This is a genomic window from Kribbella sp. NPDC048915, assembly GCF_040649595.1.
In the GTDB taxonomy this organism is placed as follows: Bacteria; Actinomycetota; Actinomycetes; order Propionibacteriales; family Kribbellaceae; genus Kribbella.
Window position 1 is genome coordinate 85,762 of record NZ_JBEZFT010000016.1, and the last position, 18,230, is coordinate 103,991.

General features: G+C 69.6%; 16 protein-coding genes and 1 pseudogene. 14 read left to right on the plus strand and 3 right to left on the minus strand.

Annotated elements, in window-relative coordinates; all coding sequences use genetic code 11:
- Window positions 1-7: 7 nt before the first annotated feature.
- The 14 genes from hisS (at window position 8) to AB0B82_RS11805 (ending at window position 13,671) form a co-directional block, all read left to right on the plus strand.
- The gene (gene hisS / locus AB0B82_RS11740) at window positions 8-1,351 is read left to right on the plus strand and encodes a histidine--tRNA ligase (RefSeq protein ID WP_360165446.1); all 1,344 of its coding nucleotides are present in this window, start codon (window positions 8-10) and stop codon (window positions 1,349-1,351) included.
- Window positions 1,348-3,144: an aspartate--tRNA ligase gene (aspS, locus tag AB0B82_RS11745; RefSeq protein WP_360165449.1), complete on the plus strand. Its 1,797-nt coding sequence runs from the start codon at window positions 1,348-1,350 to the stop codon at window positions 3,142-3,144. Before hisS ends, aspS begins: the two co-directional genes overlap by 4 nt.
- A 99-nt stretch (window positions 3,145-3,243) precedes the next feature.
- Window positions 3,244-3,915, plus strand: a complete 672-nt coding sequence (locus tag AB0B82_RS11750) for a GntR family transcriptional regulator (RefSeq protein ID WP_360165452.1) — start codon at window positions 3,244-3,246, stop codon at window positions 3,913-3,915.
- 167 nt (window positions 3,916-4,082) lie between these two features.
- Window positions 4,083-5,741, plus strand: coding sequence for an ABC transporter substrate-binding protein (locus tag AB0B82_RS11755; RefSeq protein ID WP_360165455.1), 1,659 nt, complete (start codon window positions 4,083-4,085; stop codon window positions 5,739-5,741).
- Window positions 5,741-6,673, plus strand: coding sequence for an ABC transporter permease (locus AB0B82_RS11760; protein WP_360165458.1), 933 nt, complete (start codon window positions 5,741-5,743; stop codon window positions 6,671-6,673). Before AB0B82_RS11755 ends, AB0B82_RS11760 begins: the two co-directional genes overlap by 1 nt.
- Window positions 6,670-7,362 carry an ABC transporter permease gene (locus AB0B82_RS11765; RefSeq protein WP_360165461.1) on the plus strand — a complete coding sequence of 231 codons (693 nt, stop codon included), beginning with the start codon at window positions 6,670-6,672 and terminating at the stop codon, window positions 7,360-7,362. Before AB0B82_RS11760 ends, AB0B82_RS11765 begins: the two co-directional genes overlap by 4 nt.
- 37 nt (window positions 7,363-7,399) lie before the next feature.
- Window positions 7,400-7,561 carry a hypothetical protein gene (locus tag AB0B82_RS11770; RefSeq protein ID WP_360165464.1) on the plus strand — a complete coding sequence of 54 codons (162 nt, stop codon included), beginning with the start codon at window positions 7,400-7,402 and terminating at the stop codon, window positions 7,559-7,561.
- Window positions 7,536-9,539, plus strand: coding sequence for an ABC transporter ATP-binding protein (locus tag AB0B82_RS11775; protein WP_360165467.1), 2,004 nt, complete (start codon window positions 7,536-7,538; stop codon window positions 9,537-9,539). The genes AB0B82_RS11770 and AB0B82_RS11775 overlap by 26 nt, the downstream gene beginning before the upstream one ends.
- A 40-nt stretch (window positions 9,540-9,579) precedes the next feature.
- Window positions 9,580-10,461, plus strand: coding sequence for an acetamidase/formamidase family protein (locus AB0B82_RS11780; RefSeq protein WP_360165470.1), 882 nt, complete (start codon window positions 9,580-9,582; stop codon window positions 10,459-10,461).
- Window positions 10,458-11,456: an alpha/beta fold hydrolase gene (locus AB0B82_RS11785; protein ID WP_360165473.1), complete on the plus strand. Its 999-nt coding sequence runs from the start codon at window positions 10,458-10,460 to the stop codon at window positions 11,454-11,456. Before AB0B82_RS11780 ends, AB0B82_RS11785 begins: the two co-directional genes overlap by 4 nt.
- A 13-nt stretch (window positions 11,457-11,469) precedes the next feature.
- Window positions 11,470-12,387, plus strand: a complete 918-nt coding sequence (locus tag AB0B82_RS11790) for a proline iminopeptidase-family hydrolase (RefSeq protein WP_360165476.1) — start codon at window positions 11,470-11,472, stop codon at window positions 12,385-12,387.
- Window positions 12,388-12,409: 22 nt separating this feature from the next.
- Window positions 12,410-12,883, plus strand: coding sequence for a helix-turn-helix transcriptional regulator (locus tag AB0B82_RS11795; protein ID WP_360165479.1), 474 nt, complete (start codon window positions 12,410-12,412; stop codon window positions 12,881-12,883).
- Window positions 12,880-13,305: a VOC family protein gene (locus AB0B82_RS11800; RefSeq protein WP_360165482.1), complete on the plus strand. Its 426-nt coding sequence runs from the start codon at window positions 12,880-12,882 to the stop codon at window positions 13,303-13,305. Before AB0B82_RS11795 ends, AB0B82_RS11800 begins: the two co-directional genes overlap by 4 nt.
- A 12-nt stretch (window positions 13,306-13,317) precedes the next feature.
- Complete coding sequence (locus AB0B82_RS11805; RefSeq protein ID WP_360165485.1) at window positions 13,318-13,671, plus strand: GntR family transcriptional regulator; 354 nt, start codon at window positions 13,318-13,320, stop codon at window positions 13,669-13,671.
- Between the two features lie 153 nt (window positions 13,672-13,824).
- Here AB0B82_RS11805 and AB0B82_RS11810 read toward each other — a convergent pair.
- The 3 genes and pseudogenes from AB0B82_RS11810 to AB0B82_RS11820 form a co-directional block, all read right to left on the minus strand.
- Window positions 13,825-14,112 (minus strand): annotated as a pseudogene (locus AB0B82_RS11810) (methyltransferase domain-containing protein); the annotation flags it as partial.
- A gap of 3 nt (window positions 14,113-14,115) precedes the next feature.
- The gene (locus tag AB0B82_RS11815; RefSeq protein ID WP_360165488.1) at window positions 14,116-14,949 is read right to left on the minus strand and encodes a DUF1028 domain-containing protein; all 834 of its coding nucleotides are present in this window, start codon (window positions 14,947-14,949) and stop codon (window positions 14,116-14,118) included.
- A gap of 1,286 nt (window positions 14,950-16,235) precedes the next feature.
- Window positions 16,236-18,230 (minus strand): DUF222 domain-containing protein (locus AB0B82_RS11820; RefSeq protein WP_360165491.1); only part of this gene is annotated, 1,995 nt, incomplete at its 5' end.

Below are 18,230 nucleotides of genomic sequence, written 5' to 3' on the forward strand. Positions count from 1 at the left end.
GACGCCGATGAGCCGGGTGACCCCGCTGAGTGGGTTCCCCGAATTTCTGCCCAGCGACCGGATTGTCGAGTTGCAGTTCCTCGACACGATCCGGGAGACGTTCGAGCTGCACGGCTTCGCGTCGATCGAGACCCGCGCGGTCGAGCCGGTGGAGCGGCTCTCGAACCAGGGCGAGGACGCGGACAAGGAGATCTACGGCGTACGGCGGCTCGCGGCCGGCGCCGACGAGGACGCGGCCCTGGGACTGCACTTCGACCTGACCGTGCCGTTCGCGCGGTACGTGCTGGAGCACAGCGGCAAGCTGGTGTTCCCGTTCCGGCGCTACCAGATCCAGAAGGTGTGGCGCGGCGAGCGCCCGCAGGAGGGCCGGTACCGCGAGTTCACCCAGGCCGACATCGACATCGTGGACAGCGGCGAACTGCCGTTCCACTACGAGGTCGAGTTGCCGCTGGTGATCGCGGACGCGCTGCGCAAACTGCCGGTGCCCGAGTTCGTGATCAAGGTGAACAACCGCAAGATCCCCGAGGGGTTCTACCGCGGGCTCGGCCTGGACGACGTGACCACGGTGCTGCGGATCGTCGACAAGATCGACAAGATCGGGCCGGAGAAGGTCGTCGAGCGGCTGATCGAGGCGGGTGCGACGGACAAGCAGGCGCGGCTCGCGGTGCAGCTCGCGGACATCTCCAGCACGGACGCGTCGTTCGCCGACCAGGTCCGGGCGCTCGGTGTCGAGCACCCGATCCTCGAGGAGGGGCTCGAGCAGCTCAGCCAGGTGATGGCCGCGGCCGCCGAGCACGCTCCCGGCCTGTTGATGGCCGATCTGCGCATCGCGCGCGGCCTGGACTACTACACCGGCGCGGTTTACGAGATCTACCTGGTCGGCCAGGAGTCGTTCGGGTCGGTCGGTGGCGGTGGCCGGTACGACGCCCTCGCCTCCGACGGCAAGACGACGTACCCGGGGGTCGGGATCTCGATCGGCGTGTCCCGCCTGGTGCACCGGCTGGTCTCCCAGGGGCTGCTGACCGCGTCCCGCCGTACGCCGACCGCGGTGCTGATCGCGCTGAACGCCGAGGAGGACCGGGCCGAGGCGATGCGGACGGCGGCCCAGTTGCGTGGCCGTGGCATCCCTGTGGAGGTCGCGCCGGCGGCGGCGAAGTTCGGCAAGCAGATCAAGTTCGCGGACCGGCGCGGCATCCCGTTCGTCTGGTTCAGCACCGAGAACGGGCCCGAGGTGAAGGACATCCGCAGCGGCGAGCAGGTGCCCGCCGATCCGGCCACCTGGACACCTCCCGCCGAAGACCTTCGGCCGACGGTTCTGTCAAGCATCGAGAAGCACAAGGAGAACTCGTGATCCGTACCCATTCCGCAGGCTCGTTGCGTGCCGAGCACGCCGGGCAGACGGTCACTCTGGCGGGCTGGGTGGCGCGGCGACGCGATCACGGCGGCGTGGCGTTCATCGACCTGCGCGACGCGTCCGGCACGGTGCAGGTGGTGATCCGCGACGAGGCGGCCGCGCACGGACTGCGGTCGGAGTACTGTCTGAAGATCGTCGGCGAGGTGTCGCTGCGACCCGAGGGCAACGCGAACCCGAACCTGCCGACCGGTGAGATCGAGGTCATCGCGCAAGACGGCACCGGGGTCGAGGTGCTGAGCGAGGCGGCGCCGCTGCCGTTCCCGGTCGAGGAGCACCACGCCACGCCGGTGAACGAGGAGGTCCGCCTCAAGTACCGCTACCTCGACCTGCGCCGCCAGGGCCCCGGTGCGGCGATCCGGCTGCGCAGCGAGGTCAACAAAGCCGCCCGTGAGGTGCTGGCCAAGCACGACTTCGTCGAGATCGAGACGCCGACACTGACCCGCTCGACGCCGGAAGGCGCCCGTGACTTCCTGGTCCCGGCGCGACTGCAGCCGGGCAGCTGGTACGCGCTGCCGCAGTCGCCGCAGCTGTTCAAGCAGCTGCTGATGGTGGCCGGGATGGAGCGGTACTACCAGATCGCGCGCTGCTACCGCGACGAGGACTTCCGCGCCGACCGGCAGCCGGAGTTCACTCAGCTCGACATCGAGATGAGCTTCGTCGACCAGGACGATGTGATCGCGCTGTCCGAAGAGATCCTGACCGCGCTGTGGAAGCTCGCCGGGTACGACGTGCAGACGCCGATCCCGCGGATGACGTACCACGAGGCGATGGCGCGGTTCGGCACCGACAAGCCGGATCTGCGGATGGGCCTCGAGCTGGTCGAGTGCACGGAGTACTTCAAGAACACGCCGTTCCGGGTGTTCCAGGCGCCGTACGTCGGTGCCGTGGTGATGCCGGGTGGCGCCGACCAGCCCCGCAAGCAGCTCGACGCGTGGCAGGAGTGGGCGAAGCAGCGTGGCGCCAAGGGGCTGGCGTACGTCCTGGTCGGACAGGACGGCGAGCTCGGCGGACCGGTCGCGAAGAACCTGTCCGAGGACGAGCGCGCGGGTCTCGCGGACCACGTCGGCGCGAAGCCGGGCGACTGCATCTTCTTCGCCGCGGGGCCGGTGAAGTCGTCGCGGGCGCTGCTCGGTGCCGCACGGCTGGAGATCGGCCGCCGTGGCGGGCTGATCGACGAGTCGGCCTGGTCGTTCGTGTGGGTCGTCGACGCGCCGCTGTTCGAGCCGGCCGACGATGCCACCGCGGCTGGTGACGTCGCGGTCGGATCCGGTGCCTGGACCGCCGTCCACCACGCGTTCACGTCGCCGAAGCCGGAGTCGCTGGAGACGTTCGACACCGACCCGGGCTCGGCACTGGCGTACGCGTACGACATCGTCTGCAACGGCAACGAGATCGGCGGCGGCTCGATCCGTATCCACCGCGAGGACGTGCAGAAGCGGGTCTTCAAGGTGATGGGCCTGAGCGACGAGGAGGCGGCGGAGAAGTTCGGCTTCCTGCTCGAGGCGTTCAAGTTCGGCGCGCCGCCGCACGGCGGCATCGCGTTCGGCTGGGACCGGATCACCGCGCTGCTGTCCGGCTCGGAGTCGATCCGGGACGTGATCGCGTTCCCGAAGTCCGGCGGCGGTTTCGACCCGCTGACCTCGGCACCGGCGCCGATCACGCCCGAGCAGCGCAAGGAAGCCGGCGTCGACGCCAAGCCGGAAGACAAGAAGCAGGCCGAGAAGGCCTAGCCGGGAAGCCCGGCACGCAGTACCCGACGCCGGGCCCTTCCGGAGCGGTTGACCATTACCGCTCGGGAAGGGCCCGGCGTTTCGTATACGATGAACAGGGTGACCACGGAACCGGTTCTCGTCGGCGACAACCACCGCCCGTTGCGCGACGTGGTCGCCGCGGAGCTGCGGCGGCTCATCCTGGACGGCTCGCTCAAGCCTGGCGACCGGCTGGTGGAGGACCGGCTGGCCCAGCAGCTGGGCGTCTCCCGGAACCCGGTCCGCGAGGCGATGCGGGTGCTCGAGGCCGAAGGCTTCCTGAACGTCACCTCGCGCCGGGGTGCCTTCGTCGCGAGGCTGTCCGCGCGCCAGGCCGAGGACCTCTTCCACGTCCGCCTGGCCCTGGAGCCGCTTGGCGCCCGGCTCGCCGCCGCCGCGGAGGAGCCGCGGCAGGACCTGATCGCCCGCTGCCGGGAGATTCTGGAGCTGGTGCGGGAGTCCGGTCCCGAGCAGGATCTCGACACGCTCTCCACGCTGCACACCGAGTTGCACTCGCTGATCTTCGAGATGACCGGGAACGACTACCTGATCGCGCTCGCGATCCCGATGGTCAAGCGCGGCCAGTGGCTGCTGCGGCAGAGCGCACCGCTGCAGACCCCGTCCGCGTGGGAGCAGCACGAAGGCCTGATCGCCGCGATCGCGGCCGGCGACCCGGACCTGGCCGAGGCCGCCGCCCGGCACCACGTGCTCAGCGTGCGCAACGGTCTGCGGCCGAACCTGCACGAGGCCTGAGTCAAACTTTTCGTATACGAAGCGACCTTCTGTATACGAAGCGGTCGCACCTCATCGCCGGAACCCTCCGGACGAAACCACTTGGTGCCAGTCACGAAACACGCTCGTAGCACAAACCGTATACAACATACGGAAGAGCTTTCGTGCCTGCCCAAGGAGCACGTCCCATGGACCTCACCCCTCTCACACCCCGTTCGACCATCTCCCGCCGTCGGCTGCTCGGCTGGGGTGGTGGCATCGCGGCCGGTCTCGGACTCGGCTCGACGCTGGCCGCGTGCAGCAACGAGCCCGCTCCGACGTCGCTGACCGGCTCCGGCGGCGGCACCCTGACGATGGGTATCAACGCCACGCCGGACACTCTTGATCCCGGCGCCACCGGTCTCGCCCTGACGCTGCTGATCTCGTTCGCGCTGTTCGACCCGCTGGTGTACTGGCTGCCCGACGGCAAGGGCGGCAGCGCGTTCCACCCCGGTCTGGCCGAGTCGTGGACGATCTCGCCGGACGCATCGGTCTACACGTTCAAGCTGCGCAAGGGCGTGACGTTCCACGACGGGACGCCGTTCGACGCCAAGGCGGTCAAGGCGACGTACGACCACGTCGTCGACCCGCGGACCAAGAGCAAGAGCGGTCTCGGCGCGCTCGGTCCGTACCAGGAGACCAAGATCCTCGACGACTACACCGTCCAGATCGTCTTCACCGCGCCGAATGCGTCGTTCCTGCACCAGCAGGCGGCCGGGAACTTCGGCATCTCGTCGCCGACCGCGCTGGAGAAGTACGGGCCGACCGGGTTCGGCAACAACCCGGTCGGGACCGGGCCGTTCAGCTTCGAGAGCTACCAGGCCGGCAGCCGACTGAGCCTGGTGAAGAACCCGAAGTACACCTGGGGCCCGAAGGCGCTCGGCGAAGGCCCGGCGAAGCTGGACAAGCTGGTCTTCCGGATCGTCACCGACGACAGTGGCCGCTACAACGCGCTGCAGAGCGGTCAGTTGCAGATCGCGATGAACCTGCCGCCGAACAACATCTCCGCCGCCGCGAAGTCGGGCAAGTACGAGCAGTTGCTGGTGCCCTCGATCGGTACGCCGCTCGGAATGCCGATCAACGTCACCAAGCCGCCGACCGACGACCCGCTGGTGCGGCAGGCGATCATGTACGCCGTCGACCAGGACGCGCTGGTGAAGAACGTGCTGTACGACGTGTACAAGCCGTCGCACAACGTGCTGACCCCGATCACGCCAGGCTACAGCGACGCCGCGAGCAAGACGTACAGCTACGACCCGGACAAGGCCGGGCAGTTGCTCGACCAGGCCGGCTGGAAGGCCGGTGACGGCGGCGCGCGGACCAAGAACGGCCAGCCGCTGAACCTGGAGATCATCCTGTTCAGCGGCGGCGGTCTCGAGTTGCCGACCCAGTTCGTGGTGTCCCAGCTGCAGAAGGTCGGTTTCAGCGCCAGCACCAGCGTACAGCCGTTCGCGACCGCGCAGGCCAGCTTCAACTCCGGTGTCCACAACCTCGGTTCGTTCGGGTACTACGGCGCCGATCCGTATCTGCTCAACATCTGGGTCAACTCGAACGCGATCAAGTCCGGCTTCAACTGGTCGCACTACGCGAACCCGGCGATCGACCAGCTGATCGCGAAGGCGAACGCGACCGCGGCCGACCCGGCGCGCAACGCGCTCTACCAGCAGGCCGGCGACACCTTGATGCGCGACTCGATGTACCTGCCGCTGTGGGACGTCGCCGGCGCGTTCACGCTCTCGCCGAAGGTGAAGAACCTGCATCAGACCCTCAACGGCTACCTGGCGTTCCACAGCGCCACCGTCGGGTGATGACGGTTTTCATCCTCCGCCGCCTCGGCGCCGCCGTACCGGTCGTCATCGGGATCACCCTGATCGCGTTCGTGCTCGTGCACGTCGTCCCGGGTGATCCCGTCCAGGTCATCCTGTACGGCGCGAATGCCTCGCCGGAGCAGATCGCCACGCTGCGGCAGCAACTCGGGCTCGACGATCCGTTGTGGCGGCAGTACGCCGACTTCGCGGTGAACCTGCTGCACGGGAACCTCGGTACGTCGTTCCTCACCCAGAACACGGTCGCGTACGAGTTGCTGTCGCGCGCCCCGAGCACGTTGATCCTGACTGCGTCGTCGATGCTCGTGGCTGTGCTGGTCGGCGTACCGCTGGGGCTGGTGTCGGGCCTGCGTCCCGGATCCGTCATTGACACGGTGGCCCGTGCGGTGTCGTTCGCCGGCGTCGCGGTGCCGTATTTCTTCCTGGCCCTGCTGCTCGTGCTGCTGTTCAGCGTCAAATTCCAGCTGCTGTCCGCGATCGACGACGGAACGGCGAAGAGCCTGATCCTGCCGGCGGTATCGCTCGGCTGGGGGTACGCCGCGATCCTCACCCGGCTGGTCCGCGGCCGGGTGATCGAGGAACTGCGCAGCGATTACGTGAAGTCCGCGCGGGCGCGGGGGAGCGGTGAGTGGCGGGTCCTGCTACGGCATGTACTGCGGAACTCGTCGGTGCCCGCGGTGACGACGATCGGCCTGCAGTTCGGCAACATCCTGACCGGCGCGGCGATCACCGAGGTGATCTTCGGCCGCGCCGGGCTGGGCAGCTTCCTGGCCACCTCGATCACCAGCAAGAACATCCCGGTAGTGCAGGGCGCAGTGGTCGTGATCGGCCTGGCCTACGTGCTGATCAACCTGGCGGTGGATCTGATCGTCGGCGCCATCGACCCGCGCACCCGTCAGGAGGCCGCCGCATGAGCCGGCTCAAATGGGTTCCCTTCGGCGTCGGTCTGCTGATCCTGTTCCTGCTGCTCGTCGCGCCGGGTCTGCTGACCCACGTCGACCCGGTCGCCACCGGCGACGCGCACCTGGAAGCGCCCAGCGGCAGCCACTGGTTCGGCACCGACCTGCTCGGTCGCGACGTCTACAGCCGGACCGTGCACGGCGCCCGGCCGGTGCTGCTCGCCAGCCTCCTCGGCGTACTGCTCGCGACCGCGGCCGGTGTCGCGATCGGTGTCCTCGGCGGCGTGGCGCCGCGTTGGCTGAACGCGGTGATCATGCGCCTGGTGGACGTCTTCCTCGCGCTGCCCGTCCTGCTGATCGCGCTGATCTTGATCGCCACCGCGGGTTCGGGCGTGCGGAGCATCGTGCTGGCGATCGGTATCGCGTTCACGCCCGGTTTCGCGCGGGTCGTCGAGGCGTCGGTCCGTCGGCTGCGCACAGCGGAGTACGTCGAAGCGGCGAAGGTGTTCGGCTCCACCGCGTTGCGGACGTCCTGGCGGCACCTGCTGCCGAACCTGCTGACCGAAGTCGTCGTCCTCGGCAGCAGCGCGATCGGCTGGGGCGTGCTGACCGCGACCACGCTCAGCTTTCTCGGTCTCGGCGTGCGGCTGCCCGGCGCCGGACTGGGGCAGCGATCTGGCCGCCGGGGCGACCAACCTGGCTGACGCGTGGTGGCTGTCGACGTTCCCCGGCCTGGCCATCATGGCGACCATCCTGCTGGCGAACTTCTCCGGCGATCACCTGATGCGGCTGCTCGACCCGCGCACCGGCATCCGGCTGGGCCGCAGCTTCCGCCGCCTCGCCACCCAGCTCTCCCGTCCAGGAGGTGACCCTGCCCATGAGTCTGCACACGAGTCTGCTTGAGGTGACCGGGCTGCGGACCACGATCGACACGCCGCGCGGCCGGATCCATCCGGTCGACGGGGTCAGCTTCGCCGTCGAGGCGGGCCAGACCCTGGGCGTGGTCGGCGAGTCCGGCTCCGGTAAGACGATGACCGGGATGTCGATCATGCGGCTGCTGCCGCCCGGCGGTGCGATCACCGGCGGCTCGATCCGGCTGGACGGCGAGGAGCTGACCGGGCTCGACGATCCCGCCATGCGCCGGTTGCGCGGCAGCAAGATCGCGATGATCTTCCAGGACCCGCTGACGTCGCTGAACCCGGTTCGCACGATCGGCAGCCAGCTGCGCGAGGCGTACCGCATCCACGTCGGGGGCAGCCGCGCGGCGGCCACGGCCCGTGCCACCGAGGTGCTCGGCCTGGTCGGGATGCCACGGCCGCGGGAGCGCCTCGACGACTACCCGCACCAGCTGTCCGGCGGGATGCGGCAGCGGGTGATGATCGCGCTCGGCCTGATGTGTGATCCGAAGCTGCTGATCGCCGACGAACCGACCACTGCGCTCGACGTCTCGATCCAGGCCCAGATCCTGACGCTGATCGACGACCTGAAGGCGCAACTGTCGATGGGTGTCCTGCTGATCACCCACGACATGGGCGTGATCGCCGAGTACGCCGACCGCGTGGCCGTGATGTACGGCGGACAGGTCGTCGAGCAGGCCGACGTACAAAAGTTGTTCGCGGCGCCGCGGCACCGGTACACGCAGGCGCTGCTGGCTGCGATGCCGACGCTCGAACTGGACCGGGACGCGGACCTCGCCACGATCCCCGGTGCACCACCGGCGCTGCTGGACCTCGCGCCGGGATGCCGGTTCGCTCCGCGGTGCGCGTTCGCCCAGGACGACTGCGTGCGGACCGATCCCGAGCTGACCGGCGGCGAGCACGTGCACGCCTGCTTCCACCCCGCCGAGGGCGTGTCGATCGCCGGCGGTACGACGCAGCGCAGCACGCGGGCGCCGCGGGGTGCGGACACCTTGGTGCAACTGTCCGACGTCCGCAAGACGTTCCGGGCGCGGGCGAACCGCTCGGTGCAGGCGGTCGCCGGGGTCTCGCTGAGCATTGCCGCCGGTGAGACGCTGGGCATCGTGGGTGAGTCCGGCTGCGGCAAGACCACACTCGGCCGGATGCTCGTCGGACTCGAGCAGCCCAGTGCCGGGTCGGTGACCTTCGACGGTAGGGACCTGTCCGGCCAGACCCGGGCCGGGTTCCGTAAGCGGCGGCGCGACCTGCAGATGATGTTCCAGGATTCCGCGGCCGCGCTGGATCCGCGGATGACGGTCGCCGCCTCGATCGAGGAACCGCTGGTCGCACAAGGCGTCGGCACCCGCCGCGAACGTCGCCGTACCGTGCGCGAGTTGCTCGACGCGGTCGGCCTGCCGCCCGAGGCCGGCGAGCGCTACCCGCACGAGTTCTCCGGCGGTCAGCGGCAACGGGTCGCGATGGCCCGGGCGCTCGCGCTGCGGCCGAAGGTGATTGTCGCGGACGAGCCGGTCTCGGCGCTGGACGTGTCGGTCCAGGCCCAGATCCTGAACCTGATGCGGTCGCTGCAACGGCGCTACGGCCTCACGTACGTGGTGATCTCGCACGACCTGTCGTTGCTGAAGTACCTGGCCGACCGGATCGGCGTGATGTACCTCGGCCGGCTGGTCGAACTCGGGCCGGGCGAGGACGTCTACAGCGCGCCGCGGCATCCGTACACGGCCGGGCTGATCGACGCCATCCCGGTACCGACGGTCGTCCGCGACGCGAAGGCCCGATCGACCGGGCTCGGCGGCGAACTGCCGTCGGCGATCGACCCGCCGAGCGGCTGCCACTTCCGCACCCGCTGCCCGCTCGCGACCGAACGCTGCGCGACGGACGTTCCCGTCCTGCGGACCGACGACGGTCCGCACGCGGTGGCCTGTCACCATCCATTGACCACCCCCGTCCTGACACCGGCGAGGTAACCGCAAGGAACACAAGCTCGAGGCAACACCCGAGACCACCGTGGACGTGTTCAGCGCCGAACACGCGCCGGTGCTGACGATCGACCCCGGCGACACGCTGACCGTGTACTCGCTCGACGCGTCCGGCTACCTGACGCCGCAGACGACACCGGGCGACCAGCCGCCGAAGATGATCGCGGAGGCTCGTGGGCACTGCCTGACCGGGCCGATCGCGGTGCGTGGCGCGCAGCCCGGCGACGTACTCGCAGTACACCTGCGGTCGCTGACGCCGGACCCATGGGGATGGACGGTCGCCGGAGCGTTGAAGTCGCCGGTCACCGAACGGCTGGGCGTCACCGATCAGCCGTCGTGGCTGCTCTGGGACCTGGACACCGATGCCGGAACTGGCGTCTGCAACGGAGGTTTCACCCGCGAACTGGCGCCGTTCCTCGGCGTGATCGGCGTGGCGCCCGAAGCCACCGGTGAGCACTCGACGATCCCGCCGCGGGCCGTTGGCGGCGGCAACATCGACTGCAAGAGCCTGGTCGCCGGGTCGACCCTGTACCTGCCGGTGGCGGTCCCCGACGCGATGCTCAGCCTCGGCGACGGGCACGCGGCACAGGGTGACGGCGAGGTCGGCGGTACGGCGATCGAGTGCCCGATGACGACGACACTGACGGTTGAATTGGCGTCCGATCGCCCGCTGGACTCGATCCACGCGGAGACACCGGCCGGCCGGATCACCTTCGGCTTCGACGCGGACCTCAACGTCGCGACCGGCGACGCGCTCGACGCGATGGTGCGCTGGATGCAGGCCCTCTTCGAGCTGGACAAGAGCACCGCCCTGGCCCTTGCCAGTACGGCGGTGGACCTGCGCGTCACGCAGATCGCCAACCAGACCTGGGGCGTCCACGCCCTGCTGCCGACGGGAGCGCTCGGATGACGCCGACCGAGACCGGGATCTTCGAGCTCGGCGACCTTCCGGTCGAGCGTGGTGGCGTGATCCGCGACGCGAAGCTGAGCTGGGCGACGTACGGCACGTTGTCGCCGCAGCGGGACAACGTGATCGTGTACCCGTGCAGCTACGGCGCGACGCACGAGTCCCACGACTGGCTGATCGACGAGGTGCTGGATCCGGAGCGCTGGTTCGTGGTGATCCCGGACATGTTCAGCAACGGGTTGTCGTCGAGTGCCTCGACCGATCCGGAGTACCCGTCGCTGGTGACGATGGCCGACAACGTCCGCGCGCAGTACCGGTTGCTCACCGAGCACTTCGACGTACCGCGGGTCGCGGCGGCGTACGGCTTCTCGATGGGCGCCGGGCAGGCGTACCACTGGGCCGCGCTCTACCCGGACTACGTCGAGCGGGCGATCGTCGTGTGCGGCAGCGCGCGGACCTCGCTGCACAACCAGGTGTTCCTGTCCGGGCTGCTACGGATCCTCGAAGCGGCGCCGGAACATCTCGGCGACGGGCGGTTCAGTGCGGAGCCGGTAGCGGCCAAGCGGGCGTTCGCGCATGTGTACGCCGGCTGGGGGCTGAGCCAGGACTTCTACCGGGCCAGGTTGTTCGAGTCCGCACTGGGCGCGCCGGATCTGGAGACGTTCCTGCAGACCGACTGGGTGGACCGGTTCGCCGAGAGCAGCGGGGCGGATCAGTACGCCCAGGCGATGACATGGCTCGCCGCGGACATCAGTACGCCGTACGGCGGCGACCTGGAGGCTGCGCTCGGGGCGATCACGGCCCGCGTGCTGCTGATGCCGTCGGCCACCGACCTGTACTTCCGGACCGCGGACAACGAGCTGGAGCTGGCCTCGCTGCGGAAGGCCGAACTGGTCGAGATCCCCAGCATCTGGGGGCATCGGGCCGGCTCGCCGCGGGACGTTCCCGCCGACCTGGAATTCCTGCGCCGCCACGTGCGCGACTGGCTGGACAACTGAGGAGATGAAGTCGATGACGTACGAGATCCTGCCCGCCGCGCGTGCGGGACGGGTGCCCTTCGCCGACGGTGAAACCTGGTACCGGGTCACCGGCGACCTCGAATCCGGTGTCACGCCGCTGGTCGTGGCACACGGCGGCCCGGGCGCGACGCACCAGTACCTGTTGTCGCTGACCGCGTTCGCCGACCTCGACGGTCCGGCGCGGCCGGTGATCCACTACGACCAGCTCGGCTGCGGCAACTCGACGCATCTGCCCGACGCGGATCCGTCGTACTGGACCGTCGAGCTGTTCCTCGACGAGCTCGACAACCTGCTGTACCACCTCGGCATCGCGGACAACTACCACCTGCTCGGGCAGTCGTGGGGCGGCATGCTTGCCGCAGAGCACGCCGTGCGTCGCCCGGGCGGGCTGAAGCGCCTGGTCATCTCGAACTCGCCGGCCTCGATGCCGCTGTGGTCCGAGGCCGCGTCGCTGCTGCGCGCCGAGCTGCCGCCCGAGGTCGACGACACGCTGCGCACCCACGAGGAAGCGGGGACCACGGATTCGCCCGAGTACGCCGCGGCGATGAAGGTGTTCTACGACCGGCACGTCTGCCGCATCGTCTCGAACCCGCCGGCGGTGGCGTCCGCGTTCGCCGCGCTCGACGCGAATCCGACCGTCTACCACACGATGAACGGTCCGAGTGAGTTCCACGTGGTCGGCAGCCTCAAGGAGTGGAGCGTCGTCGACCGGCTGCCGGAGATCGACGTACCCGTGCTGGTGATCTCCGGCGCGTACGACGAAGCGCAGCCGGTGTGCGTGGTGCCGTACGCGAAGCTGATCCCGGACGCGCGCTGGGAGGTCTTCGAGGACTCCAGCCACCTTCCGAACGTCGAGGAGCCCGCGCGGTACGTCGCCGTGGTGGAGTCCTTCCTGCGCGGCGGCAGCTGACTGCAGGGGTTACGCTCGCGGTGTGTCCACTGCTGTTCCGGTCGAGCTGCTGCCACACCTGCGGCGGGCGCGAGACGTTGCCGACCGCAACTTCGCGGAGCCGCTCGATCTGAACGCGCTGGCGGCCGCCGCGGGCGTCTCGAAGTACCACTTCCTGCGCTGCTTCGCGGCGACGTACGGCGAGACGCCGATGCAGTACGTGACGCGCCGACGGATCGAGCGCGCCGCGGACCTGCTGCGGGCGACGAACCTGACCGTGACGGAGGTGTGCACGATGGTCGGGTACAGCAGCCTGGGATCGTTCTCGCAGCGGTTCACCGAGCTCGTCGGGATGACGCCGACGCGGTACCAGCGGACGCAGGAAGGGCCGCGGATCCCGGGGTGCTTCGTGTTCATGCTCGGGCTGCACTCCGCAATTCCGGAGAAGCCGGGCGGCGGGTCCGGGGCCTACCGTCGTACCGACGGCGACCCCGGATCCGAGGAGGAGCAGCAGTGATCACCAACATCAGCCTGATGAGCGTGTTCGTGAACGACATCGACGAGGCGCTGGAGTTCTACACCGAGAAGCTCGGGTTCGTACCGAAGACCGACGTGAAGCTGGCCAACTTCCGGTGGACCACGGTGCACCACCCTGACCATCCGGAGCTCGAGTTGCAGCTCGCGCTGCCCGGGCCGCCGCTCGACGAGGAGGACACCTCCGCGGTCCGCCGGATGATGCAGAAGGGGACGATGCACGCGTTCGGGATCGCGACCGACGACTGCCGCAAGACGTTCGCCGAGCTGACCGCCCGTGGGGTCGAGTACCTCCAGGAGCCGTCGGAGCGGCCGTACGGCGTGGAAGCGGTACTGCGGGACAGCTCGGGCAACTGGCTGGTGCTGGTGGAGCAGCGCCCGTACACAGGCGAGGACTTCTCCTGAGATGCTGACCGGATGGACATCACAGTCGATCCGGTCGCGCTGACGCCGCCGTACGCGCAGGTCCGCTCGCAGATCGAGGCCATGATCCGCGCCGGCGAGCTGGCCCGGGGGACCCGGCTGCCGACGGTCCGGCAGCTGTCGCTGGACCTCGGGCTCGCGGTGAACACGGTGGCGCGGGCGTACAAGGAACTCGAGGCCGACGAGCTGGTGGAGACGCGGGGGCGGAACGGCACGTTCGTGCTGGCGCATCGGAGTCGCATCGACGACGCCGCTACACACTCCGCGGCGGCCGCGTTGGCTGCCGCGGCACACGCGGCCGGGTTGTCGCTGGCCGAGACGACGGAGATCCTTCAGCGGGCCTGGTGATGTTGCGCGCGGTGAGGTTGAGCGACGACGTTGCCGCCCGCTTGGTGGGTGATTGTGAGTCCGTGGCTTTCGAGCTCGGCGCGGAGGGCCTCGGGGCGTAGGTGGCGGCGGTGTGGGAGGTACCACGCGTCGTCGATTCTGATGGCGTCCGGGCCTGGCGAACCGCTCGGCGAGGCTGATCGCGTCAGGTATCAGGTCGATCGCGTCGACACGAAAGCCGCGCTCGGCGAGGAAGCAGGCCGCGATGCCGGTGCCGCAGCCGTACTCGAGCACTGTGCCGCCCGGTGGCAACTCACGGACGACATGCTCGAGGAAGGGCCGGTTGGGGAAGTCCTCGAGGCTGTTGATGCGGTCCCCGTCGAAGAGGTCGTTCCACTGGGTCAAGCCCTGCTGCTCGATGCGGCGGTAAGCCTCTTGGTGTTCCCGGTGGTAGTAGCGCATGGGTCAGGTGGGGGACTGGGTGCGGAGTTGTTCGAGGATGACGGGGTCGAGTTTGCCGGGGACGAGACGTTCTTCGAAGTTCTCGGTGCCGGCCCAGGTTTCGAGAGCTTCGGTCAGGTCGTCGGTCTCGTAGCCGAGAGCCTTCAACCGGGTCAAGACCTCGGTGGCGAGCTCGCCTTCCAAGGGGAGCAGCGCGTCCGGGTCGGGCTCGCCGAAGTACAGCTCGTGGAGGTCGAGCAGCCGGCCGAGTTCCTCGACCGGTGCTTGGTGGTCGTCGACGCGCAGGTCGATCGCGATGTCGAGCACTCCGCCGTACGACGCACCCGCTCGCCAGACCCGCAACGCCGCACCCTGACGTCCGCGGCGATCTCCGCCTGCATGGTCACCTGCGGTCAGCCCGGCGTACAGACGGCGCTCCAACGGCTGACTCGCTGACGCCGTCCACGCCTCGGCCATAGCTTCCACCACGTGCGGCCCGGCCAGGATGTTGCCCTGGACAGCGAACCCGTCACCGGCAAGCCCACCGGCCCAGTCCAGACAGGACTCACCGGTGAACGTCGCCGCTCGCCCCTGAGCGTCAACGACGCCGACCTGCCGATTGGCCCGCCCGTCGTCGGCGCCGGTCAGCTGCGCGACCACCTCGTCCGCCGACAGCCCTTGAGCCAGCAGTTCGAGCCCGTCCGGTCCGTACGCCAGGTTGGCCGACGCCTGCGTAGCGATCGCTCCTGCGCCGGCTCGTCCCCACGGCACCACGGCCCCCACAGCCAGGAACTTCGAAGCCACCGCGACACCCCAGGACCCTGACGCCGCGTCGAACCCCACCACCGAGAACGTCATCCCACTCCTCACCGCGGCCGACCGCCCGAATACCTCGGAGTCTAGGTGTTCCGGCCGCGACGTTGGTGGCCGTATCGCGCCCGTCACAACGCGGGTACGACGTAGTGCGTTGACCGCTCGGCCGTTTCGGGCCGGGTGGTCGCGGGCGCATAGCGCGGCGGACACTGCTCGAGGTCGGGCACCAGCTGCCGGGTTGAGTCCGCGTGCTCGGTGGAGGCTGGTTCGCTGAGCAGCGGTATCGGGCGGTTGGGGCCGAGTTTGGGGTGTGAAGCAGATCGAGTTTGGGGTGTGAAGCAGGTCGAGTCCGGGTTCTGGGGGCGGGCGTTATCGGTGGGTGTGAACAGGGTCTGGTGGGTGTGGAGTGGTTATTTGCTGTTCAAGGTCACCGGCGCGCGGGCGCGGCTCCGGTTTGTGGGTTTGTGGGGCGGTGGGTCCGGGGTGAGGCGGTCGGTTGGGGGTGGGGTCGGTTCGCGGCCGGCAGCGCCGTCTTCGCTCTCGGCGCGCCGGTGCTGGCTGTGCTTGGGCCGGGTCCGGGGGCTTGGTGGAGGTCGTGACGCCGGGCTGTGATGCCAGGAGGCGGGGTACGAGGTCGGGATCGGCATCGGGGTCGGGGTGGGGGTCGGGGTCGGGGTGGGTCTGCTGCCGGCGGGGCCGTTCCTGGACCTCGGCTCCGTGGCGGTGGCTGTGCTCGGGGCGGGTTCGCGTGCTTGGTGGAGGTGGTGACGGCGGGCGGTGGTGCCGGGTGGCGGCGGTCGGGCTCGGGTTCGGTCGGTAGGGCAGATCCGTTCCGTGGCGGTGGCTGTGCTCGGGGCGGGTTCGCGTGCTTGGTGGAGGTGGTGACGCCGGGTGGCGGTGCCGGGTGGCGGTGCCGGGTGGCGGCGGCCGGGCTCGGGTTCGGTCGGTAGGGCAGATCCGTTCCGTGGCGGTGGCTGTGCTCGGGGCGGGTTCGCGTGCTTGGTGGAGGTCGTGACGGCGGGCGGTGGTGCCGGGCGGCGGCGGCCGGGCTCGGGTTCGGTCGGCAGGGCAGATCCGTTCCGCGCGCTCGGGTCGCCGGCGCGCCGACCGCTCGCCGGTGCGCCGACCGCTCGCCGGTGCGCCGACCGCTCGCCGGTGCGCCGACTGTTCGTTGCCGCGCTGGCCGTTGGTTGCTGGTCGTGTGGGATGCGCCAGGGGTTCCTGCACCACGTCCGTGACCCGGCGGCCTTTTGGACGGGGACGTGCCTGATCGCCCGGCGGCGACCTTGGTTGGTTGGTCGGTCGTCCGGGCGATGTGGTGGGCACTACTCCTAGGGACCGCGGGTTCGGTTGCGTGGGAGTTGGTGTGTGCCGGTGTGGTCGACGACGAACCGGAACCCGTGCGGGCTGACCCAGGCGACGGCTCCGCTGGGCAGGCGTCGGTTGTGCCAGCCGCCGAAGGTTTTGGCGCGGTGGTGGAGTCGGCCTTGGGGGATCAGGTTGTCGACACTCGTCTGGCCGGGCTGGGTCCCTTGCCCACCCCGGTCACCCCGGTCACCCCGGTCACCCCGGTCAGCCTGGTCAGCCTGGTCAGCCTGGTCAGCCTGGTCAGCCTGGTCATTCTGGTCGGCTTGGTTGCCTGGTGGTTCTGGATCGGCGCCGTGGTCGCGGGTGCGGGTGTGGTCGTAGGGGGTGATGTGGTCTTGGTCCATGCGTACGGTGGCTTCGGCGCCGCTGTAGGGGAACATGTCGACCGGGTGGCGTAGCCGGACCCGTTCCCGGATCCGGTCGGGGATCTCGTAGCTGTGGACGCTGACTTGGTCGTGCAGGTCGATGACCGGTTTGACCACGAAATGGTCGTGCCCGAGGAGTTCCTTCAACTGGGTGGCCAGTTGCGGACCGAGTTCCTCGACCCGCAGCACCCCGGTGCCGGTGGCCAGCGTCAGGTCGGTCAGATGCACATACAGCGTGTGCCGGGCCCGTGAACGTGTGCCGGCGCCGAGGCCGCTGCGGTGCGCGTCGCGTTTGATCGCGGCCAGCCGGGCCGTCAGGGTGGCGGCCAGGCCGCGGCGGGTGAACGTGTCCTCGTCCACCGGTGCACCCGCATCAGCGGCCCCGCCCGCGCCGACGGGGCCGACTTCCGCGTCCGCGTCCGCGTCCTGGTCGGCGTCCCAGTCAATGCCCCAGTCGGTGTCGCGGGCGGTGTCGCAGTCGGTGTCGCGGTCACCGGCGTGGCTGGGCTTTTGGGGTGGGGCGGGCTGGGTTGTGGCGAAGGTGTCGTCGAGCGGGGGCTGCCAGGCAGCGTCGGTGGACGTGGGTTCCCAGCCGAGGGACTCCATCAGATACGCCTCTTCCAGCCGGGCGTGCTCCTCATCGAACGGCTCGGCGATGCTGCCTGTACCGGACGGGCCGCGTGCATTGGTCGCGCTGGACGCGCCGCCTGCGCTAGTCGCGCTCGGTGACGCGGCTGCTGAGCCCAGGTCAGCGCCCGGGTCGGCTCCGGTGTCGGTTCCGGTGTCTACGTGCGTGCGGGTGTTGCTTGCGGCGGGTTTCGTCGCGGTGGCCGGGGTGTGCTCCGCACCGTCCGTGTCTGGTGTGTCCGTCGGGGCTGAGGCGTCCGCCTTGTCTGGGGTGCCGGTAGCGGTGGTGGCGAGGTGACGGGCGACCTCGATCAACTGGTGGGCAGCGGCCGGGTCGGCGATCCAGTCGATGGCTTTCGCGCGCCGCTGATTCAGCGAGTCGGTGTCACCCAAAGCCTTCAACGCCCGGGCCAGATCATCGATGGTGGCGTCGAACCGGATCACCGCACCCGCCGCGGCCCGCACCCAGATCCGCTTCGTGCCGGCCTCATCGGACTGCGACACATACACCCCGCGCGCCTTCGCCGCCGCCTCCGCATCGGCCTGAGCGCGAGCCGGGTCGGCTTGTGCGATGGCGGCAGCGACGAGTTTCTTCAACGCACCCGGCGTGATGGTGTTGATGCGGCCCGCGACGCGCCGGTCCACGATCTCGGCGGCTTCCAGGGACAGGCTGAGGCAGGCGTGGGCGATCTTGCGGGCCCGCCACGCGACCGCGTCCCCGCCCAGCACCGCCGCCCACACGCGCGGCAACCGATGCCGCAACGCCAACGCCTCACCGAGCAGATAGGACGCGGCAACACTCGACATCCCCAGCACCGCACCCAGTTCGAGCACCGCGAACTCCGCCACCCCAGGACACCCCTCACCCCCATACACCCGCAGCCGCTCGCGACCCGGCAGCGGCAACTCACCGGCCTCCTGCCAATCGAGAACCGCGTTCCGGTCGGCGAAAGCCAACGCCGCGCG